The sequence below is a fragment of the Streptomyces sp. BYX5S genome, assembly GCF_054724165.1.
In genome coordinates, this window is record NZ_CM138829.1 from 5,933,358 (window position 1) to 5,955,849 (window position 22,492).

General features: G+C 72.2%; 16 protein-coding genes. 8 read left to right on the forward strand and 8 right to left on the reverse strand.

The genetic code is table 11. From position 1 onward, the window contains the following. Window positions 1-154: 154 nt before the first annotated feature. The gene (locus ACYBSK_RS26905; protein WP_460247108.1) at window positions 155-961 is read left to right on the forward strand and encodes a helix-turn-helix transcriptional regulator; all 807 of its coding nucleotides are present in this window, start codon (window positions 155-157) and stop codon (window positions 959-961) included. 199 nt (window positions 962-1,160) lie between these two features. Here ACYBSK_RS26905 and ACYBSK_RS26910 read toward each other — a convergent pair whose 3' ends face one another. Then, window positions 1,161-2,330 carry a winged helix DNA-binding domain-containing protein gene (locus tag ACYBSK_RS26910; RefSeq protein WP_460243649.1) on the reverse strand — a complete coding sequence of 390 codons (1,170 nt, stop codon included), beginning with the start codon at window positions 2,328-2,330 and terminating at the stop codon, window positions 1,161-1,163. 130 nt (window positions 2,331-2,460) lie between these two features. Here ACYBSK_RS26910 and ACYBSK_RS26915 point away from each other — a divergent pair, with 130 nt between their 5' ends. Next, complete coding sequence (locus ACYBSK_RS26915) at window positions 2,461-3,621, forward strand: magnesium and cobalt transport protein CorA (RefSeq protein WP_460243650.1); 1,161 nt, start codon at window positions 2,461-2,463, stop codon at window positions 3,619-3,621. Window positions 3,622-3,637: 16 nt separating this feature from the next. Here the strand turns inward: ACYBSK_RS26915 and ACYBSK_RS26920 are convergent, their stop codons facing one another. Together ACYBSK_RS26920 and ACYBSK_RS26925 are read right to left on the reverse strand one after the other, a co-directional pair. Further along, window positions 3,638-3,997 (reverse strand): ANTAR domain-containing protein, encoded by a 360-nt coding sequence (locus ACYBSK_RS26920; protein ID WP_460243651.1) that lies wholly within the window; start codon window positions 3,995-3,997, stop codon window positions 3,638-3,640. Between the two features lie 750 nt (window positions 3,998-4,747). Next, the gene (locus tag ACYBSK_RS26925; protein ID WP_460243652.1) at window positions 4,748-5,539 is read right to left on the reverse strand and encodes an ArsR/SmtB family transcription factor; all 792 of its coding nucleotides are present in this window, start codon (window positions 5,537-5,539) and stop codon (window positions 4,748-4,750) included. 62 nt (window positions 5,540-5,601) lie between these two features. Between ACYBSK_RS26925 and ACYBSK_RS26930 the strand changes: the two genes are divergently transcribed. The 4 genes from ACYBSK_RS26930 (at window position 5,602) to ACYBSK_RS26945 (ending at window position 9,225) form a co-directional block, all read left to right on the forward strand. After that, window positions 5,602-7,155: an MFS transporter gene (locus ACYBSK_RS26930; protein WP_460243653.1), complete on the forward strand. Its 1,554-nt coding sequence runs from the start codon at window positions 5,602-5,604 to the stop codon at window positions 7,153-7,155. A 130-nt stretch (window positions 7,156-7,285) separates the two neighbouring features. Then, the gene (locus tag ACYBSK_RS26935; protein ID WP_460243654.1) at window positions 7,286-8,227 is read left to right on the forward strand and encodes a PhzF family phenazine biosynthesis protein; all 942 of its coding nucleotides are present in this window, start codon (window positions 7,286-7,288) and stop codon (window positions 8,225-8,227) included. Window positions 8,228-8,359: 132 nt separating this feature from the next. Next, complete coding sequence (locus ACYBSK_RS26940; protein ID WP_460243655.1) at window positions 8,360-8,782, forward strand: DUF6281 family protein; 423 nt, start codon at window positions 8,360-8,362, stop codon at window positions 8,780-8,782. Between the two features lie 104 nt (window positions 8,783-8,886). Beyond that, window positions 8,887-9,225 carry a hypothetical protein gene (locus ACYBSK_RS26945; RefSeq protein WP_460243656.1) on the forward strand — a complete coding sequence of 113 codons (339 nt, stop codon included), beginning with the start codon at window positions 8,887-8,889 and terminating at the stop codon, window positions 9,223-9,225. Window positions 9,226-9,319: 94 nt separating this feature from the next. Here ACYBSK_RS26945 and ACYBSK_RS26950 read toward each other — a convergent pair whose 3' ends face one another. Next, window positions 9,320-11,833: an MFS transporter gene (locus ACYBSK_RS26950; protein WP_460243657.1), complete on the reverse strand. Its 2,514-nt coding sequence runs from the start codon at window positions 11,831-11,833 to the stop codon at window positions 9,320-9,322. Between the two features lie 365 nt (window positions 11,834-12,198). Continuing rightward, complete coding sequence (locus tag ACYBSK_RS26955; RefSeq protein ID WP_460243658.1) at window positions 12,199-13,800, reverse strand: hypothetical protein; 1,602 nt, start codon at window positions 13,798-13,800, stop codon at window positions 12,199-12,201. 463 nt (window positions 13,801-14,263) lie between these two features. On the opposite strand from ACYBSK_RS26955, the gene ACYBSK_RS26960 reads away from it, so the two are divergent. Further along, a complete protein-coding gene (locus ACYBSK_RS26960; protein ID WP_460243659.1) occupies window positions 14,264-17,266 on the forward strand; it encodes a glycoside hydrolase family 3 protein in 3,003 nt (1,000 codons plus the stop codon). Window positions 17,267-17,513: 247 nt separating this feature from the next. Next, window positions 17,514-18,005, forward strand: coding sequence for an SRPBCC family protein (locus ACYBSK_RS26965; RefSeq protein ID WP_460243660.1), 492 nt, complete (start codon window positions 17,514-17,516; stop codon window positions 18,003-18,005). A gap of 10 nt (window positions 18,006-18,015) precedes the next feature. Here ACYBSK_RS26965 and ACYBSK_RS26970 read toward each other — a convergent pair whose 3' ends face one another. From ACYBSK_RS26970 to ACYBSK_RS26980, 3 genes are all read right to left on the reverse strand, one after another. Next, window positions 18,016-19,206 (reverse strand): glycoside hydrolase family 6 protein, encoded by a 1,191-nt coding sequence (locus ACYBSK_RS26970; protein ID WP_460243661.1) that lies wholly within the window; start codon window positions 19,204-19,206, stop codon window positions 18,016-18,018. Between the two features lie 553 nt (window positions 19,207-19,759). Then, a complete protein-coding gene (locus ACYBSK_RS26975) occupies window positions 19,760-20,914 on the reverse strand; it encodes an XdhC family protein (protein ID WP_460243662.1) in 1,155 nt (384 codons plus the stop codon). Between the two features lie 37 nt (window positions 20,915-20,951). Continuing rightward, window positions 20,952-22,403, reverse strand: a complete 1,452-nt coding sequence (locus tag ACYBSK_RS26980; RefSeq protein WP_457479826.1) for an NCS2 family permease — start codon at window positions 22,401-22,403, stop codon at window positions 20,952-20,954. Window positions 22,404-22,492: the final 89 nt, after the last annotated feature.

Sequence of the window (22,492 nt, forward strand, 5' to 3'; positions counted from 1 at the left end):
CCGATGCCCGGGATCCGCCGCATGTCCCGCACCGTCGCGGGCCGTGTCTGACATCGTGTAGTGAGTGACACAGGTCTCACCACCCCCATACGGGGGTGAACGGCGCGCGGCGAGGTGATGGACGGTGGGCGCAGGAGCCGCCGAGGCGGTCGAGATGCGGGCGGCGCTGGTCCGGCTGCGGCGGGGCACGGGGCTCCCGGTGGCGTTCGGCGGGCTGACCGCGGACGCGGGCCGGATCCGGATCGCGGAACTCAGCGGCGCGGCGACGGGCGCGCTGCGCGGTCTGGGCGTGGCGGCCGGCAACGGCCTCGGCGGCAAGGCACTGAGCCTCGCCAGGGCGTGCGCCGTCACCGACTACCAGGGCTCGCGGCACATCAGCCACGAGTACGACGCGGCCGTCGCCGCCGAGGGCCTGCACTCGGTCCTCGCGGTGCCCGTCGTCGTACGCCGCCGGGTACGGGGCGTGCTGTACGGGGCGCTGCGCACGGCCGACCCGCTCGGCGACCGGGCGCTCGACGCGGCGATGGCGGCGGCGCGGGACGTGGAGCAGGCGCTGGTGGTGCGCGACGAGGCGCGGTCGCTCCTCGCCGCGACGCGGGCACCTGCCGGTGAGGACGGCGGGGCGTGGGAGGAGGTCCGCGAGGCGCACGGCGCGCTGCGGGCCCTCGCCCCGAGACTCGTCGACCCCACGCTGCGCGCCGAACTCCTCGCGGTCTGCGGCCGCCTCACCCTCGCCGCGGACCCGGTGCGCCCCGCGGAACCCCCGGTGGCCCTCACCCCGCGTGAGGTCGACGTCCTCGCCTGCGTGGCGGCGGGCGCCACGAACGCCACCACGGCCGACCGCCTCGGCCTGCGCCCCGAAACCGTCAAGAGCTACCTCCGCTCCGCGATGCGCAAACTGGGCACGCACACGAGAGGCGAGACGGTCGTTGCGGCCCGCCGAGCGGGGGCCCTCCCGTAACCCACCGAGCGGCTCCGCCGAGGAACCCCCTACGGCGGTCGAGCCCTTCAAGCCCCTGCGACGATTGAGACTTTCCAGCCCCTGCGGCGGTCGAGCCTTTCAAGCCCCTGTGGCGGTCGAGCCTTTCAAGCCCCTGCGGCGTTTGAGCAGCGGGGTCCGGGGCGGAGCCCCGTGGCGTAGGAACGGGAGGGCAGCCGCCTCAGGCGCGAACCGTACCGAAGTCGACGCTGACGGGCCCATCCGCCTCCAGAACCACGGCCGTACGCTCCGCCTCGGCCACGAGCTCATCCCGCTGAACACGACTGAGCTCCCGAAAGGGTTGCAGCGTGAGCACGGCCCCACCCGCCGCCTCGGCAAACGTCCACAACCCCGCCAGCATCCCATCAACAAGGAACGTCAAGTACGCCGTGTTCACCTGCCAGTTGCGCCCCCGGTCGACCTCACGAATCACCCGCGTACGGTCGGCGTGCGACAGCAGCAGGTTGTCGAACTCGGCGAGCAGCCTCGGCGGCGCCGGCGTGTCGGGGTCGGGCCGAGGAGCGTCGGGCAGGTCGAACAGCTCGACGCCCCGCTCGTCGCGGAAGGTCACGAGCCGCGGCCGCAGCCGCTCGAAGGCGTCCTTGGTACGGGTGATGCCGGCCCACTGCTGGAAGTCCTTCACGGAGGCGGGCCCGAAGGCACCGAGGTACCGCAGGACGGTGCCGTCCAAAGCCGGAACAGGACCCGGAGCAGAAGCAGAAGCCTCAACCGGAATCGGAATCGGAATCGGAATCGGATCCGCCTCACCGCCCTCCCACCCGAACCACCGCCCGGCCGTCGTCAACCGCACCCCGCCACTGCGCCGCCACAGCCCCCTCGGCGTGACCTGAACGAGCGGCAGGGTCGCCCGCGCGGCGATGGTGAGGGCGAGCGGATCGGCGTCGGCCCACCCGGGTTCGCTCAGCAGCAGCTCCCGGATCTGCTTCGGGGTACGCGGCTCCTCCTCGACGTACGCCCGCGTCAGCTCACGCACCCGCTCCAGGTCGACGCCGACGAGCCCTTTGCGGAACATCCGCAGTTCGCGCTCAAGGGCGGGCTGCATGAGGGACCGCAGGGCCAGACAGTCGTCGGCGGTGTGCAGATGGATGGTGGACCGCATGGTGACGAGCCGGGCCACGCGACGCTGTTCCAGCGCGTCGGACAGCGCGGCGGGCGTGAAGTCGGCGAGGCGCGCGGCGAGCGCGAGGTACGGCGGCCGCACCTCCTGCGCCTGAAGCCCGAGGAGCCGCTCGACGGCATCCTCGACGTCCAACGGGCTTCGCTCCAGCAGTAGTTGACGCGCCAGGGTGGCGCGCCCGAGGGCGCGGGCGGTGAGCGGCTTCGTCGTCATAGGGGGAAGGTAACGGGTAAGTAGGTCAGATGCTGTCCGCGATACGCGCGGTGCGGTGCGCGGCGCCGTCACCTTCGCTGGTTACGCTGCCTGGCGAGGCCCCGGAGACGTACGGCGGAAGGAGGCGGCGATGCCGCGACGGCAGGGACGACCGGGCCGGAACGAGCACGGTGGACCGCGCCGCTACTCCTGGCGCCGGCCGGCCACCCCGGCACCCCCTTCGCCCGCGCCCCCGGCCGAGCCCGCCGCCGCCCCGGCCCCGCCGGAACAGGGCAGCGTGGTGCACACGGCGCTGTACCGGGACGGGGTGCGGGTCGCGACGCCGGACACTCTCACGGACACGTACCGCAGGCTGCGCGAGAAGCCGGACACGATGGCGTGGATCGCGCTGGCCCGCCCCTCGGACTCCGAACTGAAGTCACTGGCGGCGGAGTTCGACCTGCACGAGCTGGCCGTCGAGGACGCGATGGAGGCGCATCAGCGGCCGAAGCTGGAGCGCTACGGCGAGACCCTCTTCGTCGTCCTGCGCGCGGCCCGCTACCTGGACGGCCCCGAGGAGGTCGACTTCGGCGAGCTGCACGTCTTCGTGGGCCCCGACTTCGTCATCACGGTCCGGCACGGCGCGGCCCCCGACCTCTCTGCGGTCCGCCGCCGCATGGAGGCCACACCCGACCTGCTGCGCCTGGGCCCGGAAGCGGTCCTCTACGCGATCCTGGACGCGGTCGTCGACGGGTACGCGCCGGTGGTGTCCGGCGTCCAGAACGACGTCGACGAGATCGAGACGGAAGTCTTCTCCGGCGCCCCCGAGGTCTCCCGCCGCATCTACGAACTCTCCCGCGAAATGGTCGAGTTCCAGCGCGCCACCCGCCCCCTGGTCGGCATGCTGCACGGCCTGATGGCGGGCTTCGCCAAGTACGGCACCGACGAGGAACTCCAGCGCTACCTCCGCGACGTAGCCGACCACGTCACCCACACCAGCGAACGCGTCGACTCCTTCCGCCAGGCCCTCGCCGACATCCTCACGGTGAACGCGACGCTGGTGACGCAGCAACAGAACGCCGAGATGCGGGCGCTCGCGGAGGCGGGCTTCGAACAGAACGAGGAGATCAAAAAGATCTCCTCCTGGGCGGCGATCCTGTTCGCACCCACGTTGGTGGGAACGATCTACGGCATGAACTTCGAGAACATGCCCGAACTCGGGTGGGGCTTCGGATACCCCTTCGCGATCGGCCTGATGGGCGTGGTCTGCGTCAGCCTGTACGTGATCTTCAAGCGACGGGACTGGCTGTAACGGACAGCCGAGAGGCTCAGCCCTCGTCCTGGGCCGGTCGGCGCAGCACGGTGTAGCGGTCGATGGCGCGGTACAGCTCCGCGCGCTCCGCATCGGGGAGGTCGCCGCCCTGGACGAACCGGAGGACGTGCTCGGCGACGAGCCGGAGTTTGGTGTTCGTGCACTGGGAGACGTCCCGCAGGACGCGCCACGCTTCCTCCGGAGGGATGCGCCCCAGCGTCACCACGGCGCCGATGGCCTGGTCCACGACCGCATGCGAGGTGACCGCTGTCTGCAGGTGTCCGACTTCGGCGAGGACATGGGCATGCTCCTTCGCCAGGTCCTCGACGGACAGCAACGTGAGCGGATCGGTGGGGTGCAGCGCGAAGAAGGCCATCGGGTCACCAAAGGGGTCGGGGCGCGGGCTGTGGTGCCGGTGCCATTCTCATGCCCGGTGCGCAGGAGGGCACGCGCGGATTCCGTCCGCCCGGCCCGGATCAGCGGGCCCTGGGGCGGGCTGGATACGGCAGGGACGTAGCGGAACATGAGTGTCCGGTAACGCTCTGGCCACGACTTCACGGGTGCGGCTACGGTTCTTCATATGTCCGTCACATATTTGCCCGGCCGAGGGCGGAGTGCTCAAGAGCTCAACGAGCTGATCCGCCGTCTCATGCTGCGCTCCGGCGGATGGCTCAACGACGAGCAGCGCCGCGAGTACGAGCAACTCGTCACCGCATGGACGGTCGCCGTCCGCGCCGAACGCGAGGACGCCGATGCGGATCAGCAGGTGCCGCCCCCGTTCGACGGCGCAGCCGCGCATCAGGATCGGCCGTCGGAGCCCGCCACGAGCAACTGTCCGCGTACGCAGTCGTCGCGCCCTGCCCCCGCCTCTCCGTCCCGCCTTCGCCGTCCCTCCCCGGCGACCCCGACGACCCCGGCGGCCCGGACCGTCCCCGCACCGTCCGGGCGGGGCCCCGGATCGTCCGGTCCGCACCCGGAATGCCAGGCGCACGAGTCGCCTTCGAAGGACCCCGCTCCGGCGTAGCCGTCGATGCGGGCCGCGGCCGGGCGGCGCGGCCCGCAGGTTTTCGGCCAGCCGCACGAACGCCTCGTGGCGGGACCGGCCGTGGCGGAGGGACGAGGGCCGCTACCGCTCGACGGTCACTCCGAGCGCGCTCTTCAGACCTCTCACTCCTTCGTCCGTCACGCGGACCACACGCGGCGACGCGCCCCAGCGCACCCAGTCCAGCGCGAACAGGCGGGCCGTCAGGGCCGCGCCGAGACCGCCCGCGAGGTGGTGGCGGTGTTCGCTCCAGTCGACGCAGTAGCGCACCGCGGGGCGGCGCTGCGGCAACCGGTCGGTGTCGACGCCGAGTTCGCGCAGTCGCGCCGCGCCGACGGCGGTGAGTTCGTAGCGGATGTCACTGCCGTAGGAGGCGGGCCGGTCGTTCGGGGCGTCGTCGGGGCGGTGGACTCCGTCGTGTCCGGTCAGCACACCGCGGTCGAGCAGCGCGCCCATCAGGGCGGTGCCGAGCTGTCCGGCCAGGTGGTCGTAGCAGGTGCGGGCCCGATGCAGGGCGCTCGCGCGGTGGCTCTGCTTCAGTGAGGTGACGGGCAGGGCCGGCGCGATCAGCGCCAGGGCTTCGAGGGCGGCGCAGACGTCAGGCCCGGCCAGGCGGTAATTGCGGTGCCGGCCCTGCCGTTCGACCGTGACGAGTCCGCCCTCGATCAGCTTGGCCAGGTGCACGCTGGCGGTGGCGGCGCTGACGCCGGCCTCCGCGGCGAGTGCGCCGGCGGGCAGGGCACGGCCGTCGGCCAGGCCCTTGAGCATCCGGGCCCGCGACGGGTCCGCGATCAGCGCCGCCGCACGGGCGATGTCGGTCTGGTGCTTGGGAGGCTCGTCCATCACGGGCTCATCCATCACGGGCTCGTCCACCACGGGCACAGCGTACAACGACATTTTGACGGCCGACGAAGTATCCGGCTCTCATGCTGTCCCGCATGAGAGTTGTGTCCCTCGCGCCCCGCAGCGGGCCGTCAGCGAGACCGTCGGCGGGACCGGCGGCGAGTCCGGCGGCGAGTCCGGCGGCGGAACGGGTCGCCGGTCCCCGTCCGCCCGCGCTCGCCATGGCTCCGCTGATCGCGCTCAGCCTCGGCTATTTCCTCGTCATGCTCGACGTCACCGTCGTCAACGTCGCCGTCCCGGACATCCGGGCCTCACTCGGCACCGGCGCCACCGCCCTCCAGTGGATCGTCGACGGTTACAGCACCCTCTTCGCCGGACTGCTGCTGCTCGGTGGCGCGCTCGCCGACCGCCTGGGACATCGCGCGACGTTCCTGGCCGGTCTCGTCGTCTTCGCCGTCGCCTCGCTGGGCTGCGCCGTCGCCGGGTCACCGGCACCGCTGATCGCGGGACGGCTGGCGCAGGGCGCGGGCGCGGCGCTCCTGGTACCCGCGTCCCTCGGCCTGCTCCAGGTCACCTACCCCGACCGCGCGGTGCGCGCCCGCGCCGTCGCCGTCTGGGGCGCGGTCGCCTCGGTGGCCTTCGGGGCCGGACCGGTCGTCGGCGGGCTGCTGGTCTCCGGCAGCGGCTGGCGCGCGGTGTTCTGGCTGAACCTTCCCGTCGCCGCCCTCGCCGTCGCCCTCACCCTGCGGCACCACCCTCCCGCTCCCCGGCCGCGGCGCACGGCGCGGAAAGCCGATCCGCTCGGCCAACTGCTCGGCGTCGTAGGCCTCATCGCACTGGCCGGCGGTCTCAACGAGGCCGGCTCGCGCGGCTGGACCTCGCCGCTGGTGCTCTGCGCGTTCGGCGTCGGCGTCACGGCCCTGGCCGCGTTCGCCGCCGTGGAACGCGCCCTGGAAGCACGCAGTCGTACGGGGAACGGACGTGCGCCGCTGCTGCCACCGGCCCTGTTCCGCGCCCCCGCCTTCACGCTGACCGCGGTCGTCGGCCTGCTGTTCAGCCTCGGCTACTACGGCATGCTGTTCCTGGCCACCCTGTACTTCCAGCAGGAGCGCGGCTTCAGCGCCCTGGCCACGGGGCTCGCCCTGCTGCCGTCGGTGTGCATGGGGCTGATCTCCGCGCCGCTGCTCAGCCGGATCGCCGCCCGCACCGGCCCGTACGTGCCGATGACCGCCGGCCTCGCGCTGGGCGCGCTCGGCTTCCTCGGCTGGCTGCCGGCCGGGCCCCACACCCCGTATCCCGTGCTGCTGTTCGCGTTGACCGCCACCGGCCTCGGCCAGACGCTGACGGCGCTCGCCGCCACCGCCGCGATCATCGACGCCGCACCCGCCACGGGCGCGGGCATCGCCTCCGCCGTCTTCAACGTCGCCCGACAGGTCGGCAGCGCGGTGGGAGTGGCCCTGTTCGGCACCTTCGCCGCCACGGCAGCACACTTCACCTCGGGGCTGCGGCTGTCCGCCGGTCTCGCCGCTGCCGCCTTCGCGACGGCGGCCGTGCTCGCGCTCGCCGCCGGCCGCCGCGCCAACGCCCCCGTGGAACAAGAATCGGATCCGGTCCGACCCCCGGCGGGCCCGCAGGAAGCCCTCACATAGGAAGCCCCCATATAGGAAGGCCCCATATAGGAAGGCCCCACATAGGGAGGCCCCATACAGGGAGGCCCCCTATAGGAAGCCCGTCGGAAAACCATCGGACGCCGCACACGACAGGACAGGACGTACGACCATGGCGAACCCGCCGAAGACCGACGCGACCCCACCGCCCAGCCCTCTCACCTCCGAGGTGTTGCACTACACCGCCTTCTCCACCAGCCCGAACGGCGGCAACGGCGCCGGAGTCGTCCTCGACGCCTCCCGTCTCAGCGACGCCGGGATGGTGGCGCTCGCCGCCGAGCTCGGCTACTCGGAGTCCGCCTTCGTCACGGCCGGGCCCGACCCGGAGGACGCCCGCTCGTTCACGCTGCGGTTCTTCAGCCCCCGGGCCGAAGTGGACTTCTGCGGGCACGCCACCGTCGCCACCGCGGTGGCGCTCGGCGAACGTCTCGGCGCGGGCGATTTCGGCTTCCACACCGCCGCGGGCCACGTGCCCGTCACCGTCCGCGAGGACGACGGGGTGCTGAAGGCCACCCTCACCAGCGTCGAGCCCCACGTGCTCGACGCCGACCCGGCCGATGTGGCGGAGGCCCTGGACGCGCTCGGCTGGCGGCCCGGCGATCTCGACAGCGCCCTGCCTGCGAGGATCGCCTTCGCCGGCGTGCGCCACCTGGTGCTCGCGGCGGCCACCCGGGAGCGACTGGCCGACCTCGACTACGACTTCGACCGGCTCGCCGCGCTGATGCGACGCCTGGACCTGACGACGGTGCAGTTGGTGTGGCGCCAGACGCCGACCGTCTTCCACGTCCGCGACCCGTTCCCGGTCGGCGGTGTGGTGGAGGACGCCGCGACGGGCGCCGCGGCCGCCGCGTTCGGCGCCTACGCCCGCGACCAGGCCCTCGTCCCGGCGAACGCCGCACTCACCCTCCACCAGGGCCACGACATGGGCCGTCCGTCGCTCCTGGAGGTCGACCTGCGCGCGGGCGATCCCCGGGTACGGGTCACCGGGGCGGCCGTCGGCATCCGGCCCGCGGCGACGCCTCCCGCGTCACCTCCCTCGTCACCTCGCTCGTAGCGGAACGAACCCGACCGCCTCGGACTCCGTCATGGTCATGAAGGGTCGGGAACCGCGCCCGGAGTCCGAACTCCCCTGCGTCATGCGGTACCCGGTGAGACGGAGCGAGCACGCTCCAGAAGGAGCCCACCGATGCGTATCAGCACCCCACGCCGACCCGACGCCGCCAGGTCGACGCGGTCACGGCGGCTGCCGTGGTTTTCGGGCATGATCGTGGCCGCGCTGGCGATCGGCTGCACGGCGCAGGGCGGCGGCGGGGAGGCCGCGAGTGTCTGCGCGGTCGCCGCCCGGTACGAGGGCCGCACCTACACGCAAGTGGCCAACATCGACTTCACGGTCGGCCGGGAACTCGGCCCCGCCGAGTTCCCGCCCTGCGACGACACACCGAACGACGATGACACCGCGGGGCCCGAACCGACCACGGCCTACGCCGTCGACGGCTTGAACCCGCGTACCGCCATCGCGGTCCATTACCCCTCGGACGAGGTCGTGCTCCTCGCGGTCCAACCCGGGGGCAGCCTGCCGCCGGAGGTCGAGGCCCTGACACGGGAGTAGGGATTCTCCGGGAACTTCCGCCGCTCGTGTCACAGGCGGAGGCGCTGTCCCGTCCCAGGAGCGGAAGCAGTCGCCCGGTCCGTTCGCACAGGGAGATCACTGGCATGGAGACCCTTCGGTACGTGTTGCTCGTTTTCCATCTCTTCGGGTTCGCCGCGCTGTTGGGCGGCATCTTCTACCAGTTGAGAGGAAAGGACCCGGTGGCCGGCGGCTACATGGTGAGCAGCGCGGTCGTCCAGGTGGTCACCGGTGTGGGGCTCATCTGGGCCCGTGACCGTCTGGGCCTTCCGGTGGACCACGCGAAGATGGGGGTGAAGCTGGGGCTGGACGTCCTGGTGGCGGCGATCGCGGTGGCGGGGATGCGCACCGGGCGGCCGTGGGCCTTCTACGGCGTGGGGACGTCCACGGCGGCCGCGGTCGTGGTGGCCGTCGCGTGGACGTAGCGCGGGCGAGTGGGCGTACGGCGAAGGCCGTGGCCCGGTCCCCGGTGGCTCCGGGGGCCGGGCCACGGCCTTCGCCGCGACCGCGTTCAGCGCGTCAGTGGCTCAGCTCCACGTCGGCGTCGTTCCTGCCCGTGCCGTCGAGGGTGACCGGGAGGGCCCGCGGGGCGTAGCCGCCGGCGACGACGGTGTACGGGCCGGCGTCGAGGTCGTCGAAGGCGTAGGCGCCGTCGTCGCCCGTGATCGCCGTGCCGACCGTGTTGCCCGCCGCGTCGAGGAGGGTGACGCGGGCGTCGTTCAGCGGGGTGCCGGACGCGCCGCGGACCACGCCGTGGACGCGGGCGCCGGGCACGAGCCGGACCTCGCACCGGTTCGGGGCGCCGGGGGCGATCTCGACCGGGAGGGCCGTGGGCCGGTGGCCCGCCGCGCTCACGGCGAGGGTGTGGCCGCCGGGGGCCAGGTCACCGAAGGTGAAGCCGCCCGTGGCGTCGGCGGCGCACGAGGCGACCACCTCACCGCGTACGTCGGTGGCGATCACCAGGGCGCCGGGGACCGGGACTTCACCGTCCGCCGTGACGACCGTGCCGGTCAGGCCCGCCGCCCCGGTGGGCATCAGGTCGAAGTCGAGGAAGCCCTCGCCGACCGTCAGCGTCGTGGCCTGCGGCTGCCGGGAGCCGGCCGAACCGATCAGCACGTAGGTGCCGCCGGCCGGGGCGCCGATGCGGTACGCGCCGTCGGATCCCGTTGTCGCACGGCCCAGTTGACCGCCCCTGAGGTCGATCAGCGTGACCACCGCGCCCGCGAGCGGCGAGCCGTCGCGGTCCCGGACGTGGCCCTGGACCCCCGCGGAGGCGTCGCCCGTCGCCGTGCCCACCGGCTCGGCCGGGGCGGGCGCCGGGGCCGTCTCCCCCTTCTCCGCCGCCTCGCGCGCCTGGAGCCCCGACATGGTGCGCAGCGGGACCTCCTTGGTCCACAGGACCATCAGGAACGCGACGACGATGACGCACGCCGCGATGAGGAACACCACGTGCATGGCGTCGGCGAAGCCCTGCTTGAACGGCTCCGCGAGGCGCGGGTCGAGGTGCTGGATGAACGAGGAGTCGGACAGCACGTCGCCGCCGCTGCCGCCGGAGCCCTTGACCATGTCGAGGACCGGCTTGTTGGCGGGATCGTTCACCACCGACGGGTCGTGCAGCGCGGCCTGGAAGTCCGCGGTGCGGGCGGCCGACCGGAACGCCTCGGAGATCTTGTCGCCGACGTTGCTGAACAGCACCGACAGGAAGATCGCCGTACCGGCCGTGGCGCCCATCTGCCGGAAGAACGTGGAGGAGGCGGTCGCCACACCCATGTCCTGCGGCGGCACCGCGTTCTGCACCGCGAGCACCAGCGTCTGCATGCAGCAGCCGAGGCCGAGGCCGAACAGCCCCATGTAGAGCATGGTCTCCCACAGCGGGGTGTCCCACTCGACCTTGAAGTGGAAGAGCAGCAGCGCCGCCACCATGAAGAGGGTGCCGATGGCCGGGAAGACCTTGTAGCGGCCGGTCTTTCCGGTGATCTGGCCGGAGACGATGGACGCGATCATCATGCCGGCCATCAGCGGCAGCATCTCGAGACCGGACTTGGTGGGGCTCGCGCCCTTCACGATCTGGAGGTACTGCGGAATCATCAGCATGCCGCCGAACATGCCCGCGCCGATCAGCACGGACAGGAAGCTGGTCTTGCTGAAGATGGCGTTGCGGAACAGCCGCATCGGGATGAGCGCGTCGTCGCCTACCGCCCGCTCCACGAAGATCCAGGCGACGATGCCGACGACGCCGACGGCGTAGCAGACGATCGCGCCCGGGGAGCCCCAGCCCCACTCGCGGCCCTGTTCGGCGACGAGCAGCAGCGGCACGACGCCGAGGGCGATGGTGAAGGCGCCCCACCAGTCGATGCGCCGGTCGCGGCGCACGTGCGGGATGTTGAGGACCTTGGCGACGACGAACAGCGCGATGACGCCGATCGGTACGTTCACCAGGAACACCCAGCGCCAGCCGGTGACACCGAGGATGCTGTCCTGTCCGGCGAGGGCGCCGCCGATGAGCGGTCCCGCGACGCTGGAGGTGGCGAAGGTGGCGAGCATGTAGCCCTGGTAGCGGGCGCGTTCGCGGGGCGGCACGATGTCGCCGATGATCGCGAGCGCAAGTGACATCAGCCCGCCGGCGCCGATGCCCTGGACCGCGCGGAACGCGGCGAGTTCGGGCATCGACGTGGAGAAGGTGCACAGCGCCGAGCCGACGATGAAGACGCTGATCGCCGTCAGGAAGTACGGCTTGCGGCCGTGCAGGTCGGACAGCTTGCCGTACAGCGGCGTGCAGATCGTCGAGGTGATCAGGTACGCCGTCGTGGCCCAGGCCTGCTGGCTGAGGCCGTCGAGGTCGTCCGCGATGGTGCGGATCGAGGTGGAGACGATGGTCTGGTCGAGGGCGGCCAGGAACATGCCCAGCATGAGGCCGCTCAGGATCGTCAGGATCTGACGGTGGCTCAGGCCATTGGATGTGGTGCTGTGTTGGCGGGTCGGTATCGCTTGGGCAGCGGTGTCTCCGCGGGACGCGGACACGGCCTCAGTCATTCTTGTGTTGCTCCCTGCTCGCCATCGGGCCCGGGTACTGCGGCCGGGCGCGTGGCGTGCGTATTCAGACTCTTCCGGATCGGCATCGAGGCGGGAGAGCGGTCGGCACGGCCCCGTGGCCCGTCCGTCCGGCCATGGACCGTCCCCTTGCCCATGGCCACCGTCTCCCGATCGCAGGCGTCGCTCGCCTGTATCGAGCAAGCGAGTGTAACCACTTTCCCTGACCGTTCCGACAGGGACCCGGAAGGGTATTTGCGCAGGTCAAAGCAGGGTCAAGGCAGAGGCAAGCCGGGGACAAGCCGGGGTCAAGAGCGGGCGCTGCGGGTCGGTTCCGGGCCGCTAGGGCCTGTCGTTTGGATCAGGCCCTAGCGGTCCGCGCCGAGCTGGCTCCTGACCACGTAGCTGCACTGCGTGTACGAGTAGCCGGGCTGCACCCGGCCGCCCGCCGCGCGCCCGGAGGCCGTCGCGCTCTTGCCGCCCGGTTTGTGCAGGAAGTGGTACGTGCCCGGGGGCAGCCGCAGCGTCTTCTTCGGGTAGCTCTTGCCGCTCGCCTGGCATGCCTTGCCGCGGCCCGCCGCCTCCGTGGGGTACGTCGTGCAGGAGCCGCAGGCGCCGATGGTGATCCGGCCGGTGACCGGTCCGGTGTAGAGGACCTCGACGGGGTCGGGCCCGTCGTTGCTGATCACCATCTCCATGCCGGTGCCGCCCGGCGCGGACCGCGGCGGCAGCCGGTCGCCGGCCTGCGGGCGCTTCTCGGCGATCTCGGCGGCGATGGCGATCTGCCGGGCTCGCGCCCGGTGGCTGTCGGACTTGTACGCGTCCGTGAACTCGGTCAGCGTCCTGCGGGCCGCGGCGAACGACTTGTCGTCGAACTCCTCCAGGCCACAGGCGTACAGCCCCTTGCCGAGCGCACGGCGGACCTCGCCGCGCAGGGCGTCGGCGGTGGCGGCGGGCAGCCCGTCGACGGTCCTGCCGATGCCGCGCACCTCGTCGCGCGCCCGGCAGGAACGGCCGCCGTCGCCGAGCATGTCGTCGCGCTTGCCGAGGGCGGAGAGCACGGTGGGGCCGACCTTCCGAGCCTGCTCGGAGTCGGGGAACGTCCGAAGGAGTGCGCCGAGTTCGCCGCCGCGCCGGTCGGAGCCGCCGCTGCCGAGCCGGGTGGCGCCGCACGCGAGGAGGGACTCGGCGAGCCGGTCGTCGGGCCAGGTGGCGAGCTTGCCGAGGACGTCGCGGTCGATGACGCGGGGCACGGTGCGCAGGTACGTGAGCCCGTCGACGGACGCGCAGCTGCCGCCGCGGGTTCCGTAGGGCGCGGCCACCGCCTCGTAGTACTTGGTCAGGCTCGCGGGGACGCGGCGCGCCGCCTGTGAACCGGGGTGTTCCTCGACGAGGTCGTCGTAGCGGCCGAGCGCGCGCACGAAGGTGCTGTCGCCGTCCTCGAAGCCGCGCTGGCGAGCCTGCGCGACGAGGGCGTCGGTGCGGTCGAGCCGCTGGAGCAGCATCTCCTCCACGGCGTCGTCGCGCAGTCCGTCGTAGGCGACCGCTCCCCCGGCGGGCACCGCGAGGAGTACGACACCGAGGGCGATCGCCACGGCCGGACGGATCCGTACGGAAGTCGACGGCGCCCGCAGCCCGCGCCGCGCCCCGTCGGCCGCCGCGGCGAGCAGCAGCACGCCGTACCCGGCCAGGGCCCAGCCGGGCACGCCGTCCGGCCGGGCGGGCAACGCGACCGTGAGCAGCGCGGCCGTCGCGGCGACACAGAGCAACGCGAGCAGCCTGCGGCGCACGAGCACGTACCCGATCCCGAGCCCGCTGAGGTTGAGCAACCCGACCGCGACGGCCCGCCCCGGATCGGCGGGGCCGGGCGGCGGCCCCGGCGGCCGGACCGGCCCGAACCCCACTTCCTGCGCCGGCCCGAAGCCGGGCACCGGGGTGCCCGGCGGGCCGAAAACGGGTGGCGGGGGCACGGGTGGGCCGAAGCCGGGTGGCGCGGACGGGGGCGGGCCGGGCGGCGGCCCTGGCGGCATCGGCGGAACCGACGGCCCCGGTGACACCGGTGGATTCTGTGGCGGCGGGCCGAAGCCGCCACCGTTTCGTCGCTCCGCGTCGTCGGACGACGACGCGCCCCCCTGCCACCTCATCGCGGTCCCCCAACCGTCAGGTGTCACACCCCGAGGGAAACGATCGGGGGCGGGGGCGCGGCTGTCAATCGGTTACCTGGTGCCAACTCGGCCGCGTCCCGGCCCCAACTCCCTTTACGTTCCGAACTCTTGACGGCCCCACGACTCCCCCTTTAACTCAAGCCTTGAATTTAGAAACGGCACGGCGCACCACCAGCACCCGCAACGGGAACACCGGGAGGGAACCTTGCGTCACACCGACACCACCACCGGATCGGGCCGCAGAGGCCGCAGGAGACGCGCGGCCTTAGTGGCCGTGTCGGCGCTCGCGGCGGGTCTGCTGCCGCTGACCGGCACCACGGCCGCCTCCGCCGCCGACGACCCCGCGCCCACGCCTGTGGACCGCTTCGAGGGCGAGGTGCCCTTCGCCTCGCAGCCCGCCGAGGGCATCTTCACGTGGGGCGGCGACACCGACGACCATCCGAAGCTCGAACTCAAGGAACGCGCGGACGCGCCCGAGGGCGCCAAGGTCCTCGAAGGCGCCTACGACATCAGCGGCTACGGCGGCTTCAGCCACGACTACGCGGCCGACGAGCCCGCCCACGACTGGTCGGCGCACAAGGGCATCCGCCTGTGGTGGTACGGCGACGACTCGGGCCGCAAGCTCACCTTCGAGCTGAAGGACGGCGGCGCGCACGGCGAGGCGTCGGAACTGTGGACGACGTCGTTCACCGACGACTTCACCGGCTGGAAGCAGGTCGAGCTGCCGTTCACGCGGTTCGAGTACCGCACGGACTACCAGCCCGTCGGCGGCATCGACCACGTCCTCGGGCTCGACAGAATGTGGGGCTACGCGGTCACGCTGCCGACCGGCGTGAAGAGCAAATTCGCCATGGACCACGTCGAGTTGTACGGCAAGGCCGATCAGTCGTTGCGGGCGCAGGTGTCGACGGACGCGGCCGTGTACCCGGTGAAGGAGGGCGGTTCGGCGGCGGTGAAGCTGTCCGTCACGACCACCGGGAACGTGCCGATCGAGGACCCGGTCACCATCGAGTACGCCACCGAAGGCGGCACCGCCGACGCGGGCACGGACTACACCCCGGTCACCGGCAAGGTCACCTTCCCTGCGGGCACCGCGTCCGGCGCGGCGAAGACCGTCACGGTCACCACCCGCAAGGACTCCACCAGGGCCGAGGCCGCCGAGACCGTTCCGCTGAAGCTGACCGTCACCGGCGCCAAGCCGCCCGCCGAGTCCCCGCAGGTCGTCGTCGACGCGCACGGGCTGCCGTACCTCGACCCGAAGCTCCCCGTGAAGAAGCGGGTCGCCGACCTCGTCTCGCGGATGTCGCTGGAGGAGAAGGTCGGCCAGATGACGCAGGCCGAGCGAGCCGCGCTCAAGTCGCCCGGGGACATCGCGAGTCACGCGCTCGGATCGCTGCTCTCCGGCGGCGGTTCCGTGCCCACGCCGAACACGCCCGAGGCCTGGGCCAAGATGATCGACGGCTACCAGCTGCGGGCGCAGGCGACGCGGTTCCAGATCCCGCTGATCTACGGCGTGGACGCCGTGCACGGCCACAACAACGTCGTCGGCGCCACGATCATGCCGCACAACATCGGCATCGGCGCGAGCCGCGATCCCCAACTCGCCGAGAGGACCGGGGCGGTGACGGCCTCCGAGGTCCGCGCGACCGGCGTCCCGTGGGACTTCGCGCCCTGCCTGTGCGTCACCCGCGACGAGCGCTGGGGCCGCTCCTACGAGGCCTTCGGCGAGGACCCGGCCCTCGTCGAGTCCATGGAGACCGTCATCAAGGGCTTCCAGGGCCGCGCGAACGGCGGCGACCTGGACAGGAACGACAAGGTGCTCGCCACAGCCAAACACTTCGTCGGCGACGGCGGCACCGAGTACGGCTCCTCCACCACCGGCTCGTACACCATCGACCAGGGCATCACGAAGGTGACGAGGCAGGAGCTGGAGGCCGTGCACCTGGCGCCCTTCGGCGAGGCCGTGAAGCGCGGTGTCGGCACGGTCATGCCCTCGTACTCCTCGCTCGACATCATCGGCGACGACCAGGGCCCCGTGAAGATGCACGCCAACGCGGCGATGATCAATGGGGAGTTGAAGAAGAAGCTCGGCTTCGACGGGTTCGTGATCAGCGACTACGCGGGCATCGACCAGATTCCCGGCGACTACGCCTCCGACGTCCGTACGTCGATCAACGCGGGCCTCGACATGATCATGGTGCCGAACGCCTACGCCGACTTCGAGAAGGCCCTGCTCGCCGAGACGACCTCCGGCCGGGTGAGCGAGGCGCGCGTGGACGACGCCGTGTCGCGCATCCTCACACAGAAGTTCAAGCTCGGCCTCTTCGAGAAGCCGTACGCCGACACGAGCGGGATCGACGAGATCGGCGGCGCCGCGCACCGCGCCGTGGCCCGGGAGGCGGCGGCGAAGTCGCAGGTCCTGTTGAAGAACGCCGGGGGCGTACTGCCGCTGAAGCCTTCGCAGAAGGTGTACGTCGCCGGGTCCAACGCCGACGACATCGGCAACCAGGCCGGCGGCTGGACCATCTCCTGGCAGGGCCAGTCCGGGAAGATCACGGACGGCACGACGATCCTCCAGGCGATGAAGAAGGCCGCGCCCGCGGCGAAGGTCGACTACTCGAAGGACGCCTCGGCGCCCACCTCCGGGTACGACGTCGGCGTGGTCGTCGTCGGCGAGACCCCGTACGCGGAGGGCGTCGGCGATGTCGGCAACGGGCACGACCTGGAGCTCTCCGCCGCCGACAAGGCGGCCGTGGACAAGGTCTGCGGCGCCATGAAGTGCGCGGTGCTCGTCGTCTCGGGCCGCCCGCAGCTCATCGGTGACCGGCTCGGTGACATCGACGCGCTCGTCGCGTCCTGGCTGCCGGGCACGGAGGGCGACGGCGTCGCCGACGTGCTGTACGGGAAGCGGCCGTTCACGGGTCAACTCCCCGTCACCTGGCCGAAGTCGGAGGCGCAGCTGCCCATCAACGTGGGCGACGCGTCGTACGATCCGCAGTTCCCGTACGGGTACGGGCTCACCACCCTGGTGAAGGCGCCGGGCGGCGGCGAGCAGGAGCTGCGGGCGCTGGCCCGCGAGGCGCGGAAGGCGCACGACGCGCGGACCGGCGAGGCCCTCGTGACCAAGGCGCGCCTCATCGTGCAGGGCAAGGCCGGCGGCACGGTGTCGGCGGGCTGGGCGAAGCCGTTCGCGGACGCCGATCACCTGGCGCTCACCGGGAAGTACGCGGACGCTCTCGACCGGCTCGTCTCCGCCTACCGGCGGGCGTGACGCGACCGCGCACGGCAGTGTGACCGGGGCCGCGTGCGGTCGCCACGACGGCGGCCGCACGCGGCCCTCACGCGTGCGCCGGGGGGCGGCATGCCGGGCGCGTTGGTGCTTCGGCTCGCGGCGAGCGGCAGCAGTCCGTCGTACGGGCGGCGGTTCCTGCCCGGTTCGCCGAGGAGACAGACAACTCACTCGCGGGCCGGTCGGCGTGGCACGCCACGGGACGGGGCCGGATGCTTAGCATCGCGACATGAGTGCCCGTATCAGGATCGTTCGTGACACGCCGTTGCGTGCCGCCGAGGCGTGGCGGCGCCTGACCGACTGGGAACGGCACGGCGACAGCGTGCCGTTGACCCGGGTCACGGTGACGACCCCGCCGCCGGACGCGGCGGGCACGGTGTTCGTGGCGCGTACCGGCGTCGGCCGCTGGGGCTTCGACGACCCGATGGAGATCGTGGCCTGGCAGCCGCCGCGCCGCTGCCGGATGGAGAAGCGGGGCCGGGTCGTCACCGGCTGGGCCGAGTTCGAGGTGCGGGCGCTCGGCGACGGGGGCGCGCGCGTCGAGTGGCGCGAGGAGCTGCGGGTACGCGGAGTGCCCCGCGCCGCGGACCGGGTGGTCGCGGCGGCGGGGCGGTGGATGTTCGGGCGGGCGGTGGACGCGCTGCTCGACGACGCCGGGGGCGGCCCCGCGGACGGCCCCGCGGGTGATGCCACCGGAGAAACGTCACCTCGTCAGGGGTGACGGCCGGGCGTCACTTCTCGGGGAGCAGCGGCGGGTTGGCGTACCGGGCCAGTTCCAGCGCCTGCTGCGGGAACCAGTCGCCCGCCTTCGGGTCGACCATGCCCCGCTCGGGGTCCTCGGGGCCCGCGGTGCCGCGCAGGCACAGGCCGTCCGACTCGCCGGGGATCTTTATCCACAGACGGGCGTCCTGCAAGGGGTCGCCCGTGCGCAGGGTCGGGCGGGCGCCGAGGCCGCGGTCCGGCGGGTTGCACCACTCCTGGGCGTCCGTGTACTTCCCTGCGGGCGCGGTCCACGGGCCCTTTCCGTTGCGGCTGGAGTCGGTCACGAAGTGCGGCATCCGGGAGGCCGGGACCTTCACGTGGGCGTCGAGCCAGGTCTGCGCGTCGGCGCGCGGCGTCCACTGGTTCGGGCAGTCGGCGGCGTCCCCCTCGCTCTTCTCGACGTACGTGATGCACGACGAAATGAGCTTGCCGTACCAGGAGTTGGCGTCGTCGGTCTGGTAGTTCGAGACGTTGGTGAAGAAGCCGGCCGCGTCCGTGACGCCGCCCTTGATGAGGCGCGGCACGATGGAGTTGACGCTGTGCCAGCCGGGGTGGCCGGTGTCGAGGTAGACGCGGGTGCGGTCGAGCCGCTCCAACGTGTCGACGGCGTAGTTCACTTCGGCGTACCGGGCGGTGGTCTTCGTGCCCTGGGCGTCGTCCTGCCCGCAGTCGGCGGGGAGCAGGGCGAGCGAGTCGGGTTCGAGGACGACCAGTGCTTCGCGGGAGCCGATGCCGTCGGCTACGGCGTCGATCCAGGTCTGGTACTCGGCGGTGGTGGTGGCGCCGCCGGCCGAGTAGTTGGAGCAGTCGCGGCCCGGGACGTTGTAGAGCGCGATCACGGGGGTCTCGTCGTGGCGGTCGGCGTCCTTGACGACGTCGCGCGCGAGCTTCTCGACCTCGGTCGGGGTCTGGTCGCCGAACCACACGGCTTGCGGAGTGCGGATCATCGCGGTGATGCGGGCGGCGTCGCGGTGGTCGCCGGCCTTGAGGAGGCGGGCGATCTGCCGTACGGCGTCGGGGTTGGGCTCGGGGGTGTGGAGCGCGGGGCCGCGGGTGGCGTCCGCCGTCGGTTGTTCGGCGGCGAGGGCCTGCGGTGCGGCGAGGAGGAGAGCGGCGGTGGTCGCGGCTGCGGCGGCGGTGCGGGTGAGGGGTCTTCGCACGGTGACTCCTGGGGTCCGGTCGAGCGGGTGACGGTCGGCCTTGCGGGAGCGCTCCCACAGGGTTCCGGGGTGGTGTCCGTGCCGTCAAGTACGCGGGGCCCAAGTCCGGTCACCCGTCACCCCATGGGCCTCCCGCCACGGGGCTCCGCCCCGGACCCGGCCACCCGCACCCCCGCCACGGGGCTCCGCCCCGGACCCCGCTCCTCAAACGCCGGAGGGGCTGATGTGCCGGATGACACCTACCCCGACCCCACAAACCGGCCACCCACAGCACCGCTACGGGGCTCCGCCCCGAGCCCCGCTCCTCAAGCGCCGGAGGGGCTGATGTGCCGGATGGCACCTACGCCGACCCCACAAACCGGCCACCCACAGCACCGCTACGGGGCTCCGCCCCGAGCCCCGCTCCTCAAGCGCCGGAGGGGCTGATGTGCCGGATGGCGCCTACGCAGACCGAGTCGCCTTGGGCAGTCTGCCGCCTGGGGCGGCAGGGTGGGCAAGGCGGCCCCCGGTGCCGCGTAGCCGGGGCGGTGGGGTCGGCGCCGGGTGGGGTGGGTCAGGCCACGGAGGTGATGGGGCGGGAGGGCGTCGGGTCGGGGTGGATGGGGGTGTGGGCGCCGGTGAGGGACACGCCCGTGCCGCCGCGGCGGGTCGCGACGATCTCGGAGGCGATGGAGACCGCCACCTCCTCCGGCGTCCGCGCACCCAGGTCCAGCCCGATGGGTGAGCGCAGACGCGCCAACTCCAGCTCCGTGACGCCGACTTCACGCAGGCGCTCATTGCGGTCCAGATGCGTGCGGCGCGACCCCATCGCCCCCACGTACGCCACCGGCAGGCGCAACGCCAACCGCAGCAACGGCACGTCGAACTTCGCGTCGTGCGTCAGCACGCACAGCACCGTGCGGCCGTCGACGTCGTCCGACTCCCGCTCCAGGTACTCGTGCGGCCACTCGACCACCACCTCGTCCGCCTCGGGGAAGCGCGCCGCCGTCGCGAACACCGGCCGCGCGTCGCACACCGTCACCCGGTACCCGAGGAACTTCCCCATCCGCACCAGCGCCGACGCGAAGTCGATCGCGCCGAAGACGATCATCCGGGGGGCCGGTACCGACGACTCCACCAGGACCGTGAGCGGCGCGCCGCAGCGCGAGCCCTGTTCGCCGATCTCCAGCGTGCCCGTACGGCCCGCGTCGAGGAACGCCGCCGCCTCCCCCGCCACGGTCCTGTCCAGCTCCGGGTGGCCCCCGAACCCGCCCTCGTACGCACCGTCGGGACGTACCAGCAGTGCCCGCCCCATCAGCTCCGACGGGCCCGCGACGATGCGCGCCAGGGCCGCCGCCTCCCCCGTGGCGGCGGCCCCGAGCGCCCGCGCGAGCACGCCCCGTACAGCCGTGTCGGACGCCCGTACAGGCGTGATGAGGATGTCGATGACGCCGCCGCAGGTGAGACCCACGGCGAACGCGTCGTCGTCGCTGTAGCCGAACCGTTCGAGGACGGGTTCACCGTCCTCCAGGGCCTGGCCGCACAGTTCGTACACCGCGCCCTCCACGCACCCTCCGGAGACCGAGCCGATCGCGACGCCCTCGCTGTCGACGGCGAGCGCCGCGCCCGGCTGCCGGGGCGCGCTGCCGCCGACGGCCACCACCGTGGCCACGGCGAAGTCACGTCCCTGCTCGACCCACCGGTGCAGTTCCTCGGCGATGTCCAGCATGTCTGGGTCTCCTTACGCAAAGGGGGTAACGGTAGGGCTATTTGACGCCCAGCCAGCTTTCGATCGGGTGCAGGCCGAAGTAGACGAGGAAGACGAGCGTCAGCACCCACATGAAGGCGCCGATCTCGCGGAACTTCCCCTGCGCCGCCTTGATCGCCGTGTAGGCGATCACTCCGGCGCCGACCCCGGCCGTGATGGAGTACGTGAACGGCATCAGCGCCACGGTCAGGAACACCGGCACCGCGACGGCCCGGTCGGACCAGTCCACGTGGCGGGCGTTCTGCATCATCATCGCGCCGATGACGACGAGCGCGGCGGCTGCCACCTGCCCCGGCACGATCTGCGCGAGCGGCGTGAAGAACAGGCCGAGCGCGAAGAGGAAGCCGGTGACGACGGAGGACAGGCCCGTGCGGGCTCCCTCTCCGACGCCTGTCGCGGACTCGATGAACACGGTCTGGCCGGACGCGCCCGCCACACCGCCGATCGCGCCGCCGGCGCCGTCGATGAACAGCGCCTTCGACAGGCCGGGCATACGGCCCTTGTCGTCGGCGAGCTTGGCTTCCGTTCCCACGCCGATGATCGTCGCCATCGCGTCGAAGAAGCCGGCGAGGACGAGGGTGAACACGATCATGCCGACGGTCATGCCGCCGATGGAGTCCCAGCCACCGAACTCGACGTGCCCGAAGAGCGAGAAGTCGGGCATGGAGACGGCGCTGCCGGTCAGTTCGGGCGGGCTGCCGCCCCAGACCTTCGGGCTCAGGTCGAACACCGCGTTCACGATGACGGCGAGAACCGTGCCGACGACGATGCCGATGAGGATCGCGCCGGGGACGTTGCGGGCCTGGAGCATGAAGATCAGGAGCAGGGTGACCGCGAAGAGCAGGACCGGCCAGCCCTTGAGCTGTCCGCCCATGCCCAGCGTCACCGGGTTGCCCTTGCCGACGAAGCCCGCGTTGACCAGCCCGATCAGGGCGATGAACAGGCCGATGCCGATGGTGATGGCGTGCTTCAGCGCCAGCGGGATCGCGTTCATGATGATCTCGCGCAGCCCGGTGACGACGAGCAGCACGATCACGACGCCGTACATCACGCACATGCCCATGGCCTGCGGCCACGTCATGTTGGGCGCGACCTGTGTGGCGAGCACGCCGGAGACGGAGAGGCCGGCGGCGAGGGCCAGCGGGACCTTGCCGAGGAAGCCCATGAGGAGGGTGCAGACAGCGGCCGCGAGCGCGGTCGCCGTGATGAGGCCGGCGTGGCTGAGCTTGTTGCCCGCGGCGTCGGGGCCGCCGAGCAGCAGCGGGTTGAGCAGGAGGATGTAGCACATCGCCATGAAGGTGGTGATGCCGCCGCGCACTTCGCGCGCGAACGTCGATCCTCTGTCGGATATGTGGAAGTAGCGGTCGAGCCAAGACCGTCCGGCCGGCTGGCGCGAGCCCGCGCCCGCGTCGTCGGCGGTGGTCTTGGGCTCCACGGACTGCTGGGTCATGGTGCCTCGTTTCCCAAGGTTCATAGGGGCACCCGTCGACTGCCTTACGGCGCACGGGTTTTGGGATGGCTGCACGACCCGGGGGACGG

What these genes read in the sequence shown, in the direction of transcription:
- ACYBSK_RS26905 (WP_460247108.1), top strand. Translation starts at nt 155, where the DNA reads ATGCGGGCGGCGCTGGTCCGGCTGCGGCGGGGCACGGGGCTCCCGGTG.
- ACYBSK_RS26910 (WP_460243649.1), bottom strand. Translation starts at nt 2,330, where the DNA reads ATGACGACGAAGCCGCTCACCGCCCGCGCCCTCGGGCGCGCCACCCTG.
- ACYBSK_RS26915 (WP_460243650.1), top strand. Translation starts at nt 2,461, where the DNA reads ATGCCGCGACGGCAGGGACGACCGGGCCGGAACGAGCACGGTGGACCG.
- ACYBSK_RS26920 (WP_460243651.1), bottom strand. Translation starts at nt 3,997, where the DNA reads ATGGCCTTCTTCGCGCTGCACCCCACCGATCCGCTCACGTTGCTGTCC.
- ACYBSK_RS26930 (WP_460243653.1), top strand. Translation starts at nt 5,602, where the DNA reads ATGAGAGTTGTGTCCCTCGCGCCCCGCAGCGGGCCGTCAGCGAGACCG.
- ACYBSK_RS26935 (WP_460243654.1), top strand. Translation starts at nt 7,286, where the DNA reads ATGGCGAACCCGCCGAAGACCGACGCGACCCCACCGCCCAGCCCTCTC.
- ACYBSK_RS26940 (WP_460243655.1), top strand. Translation starts at nt 8,360, where the DNA reads ATGCGTATCAGCACCCCACGCCGACCCGACGCCGCCAGGTCGACGCGG.
- ACYBSK_RS26945 (WP_460243656.1), top strand. Translation starts at nt 8,887, where the DNA reads ATGGAGACCCTTCGGTACGTGTTGCTCGTTTTCCATCTCTTCGGGTTC.
- ACYBSK_RS26950 (WP_460243657.1), bottom strand. Translation starts at nt 11,833, where the DNA reads ATGACTGAGGCCGTGTCCGCGTCCCGCGGAGACACCGCTGCCCAAGCG.
- ACYBSK_RS26965 (WP_460243660.1), top strand. Translation starts at nt 17,514, where the DNA reads ATGAGTGCCCGTATCAGGATCGTTCGTGACACGCCGTTGCGTGCCGCC.
- ACYBSK_RS26975 (WP_460243662.1), bottom strand. Translation starts at nt 20,914, where the DNA reads ATGCTGGACATCGCCGAGGAACTGCACCGGTGGGTCGAGCAGGGACGT.
- ACYBSK_RS26980 (WP_457479826.1), bottom strand. Translation starts at nt 22,403, where the DNA reads ATGACCCAGCAGTCCGTGGAGCCCAAGACCACCGCCGACGACGCGGGC.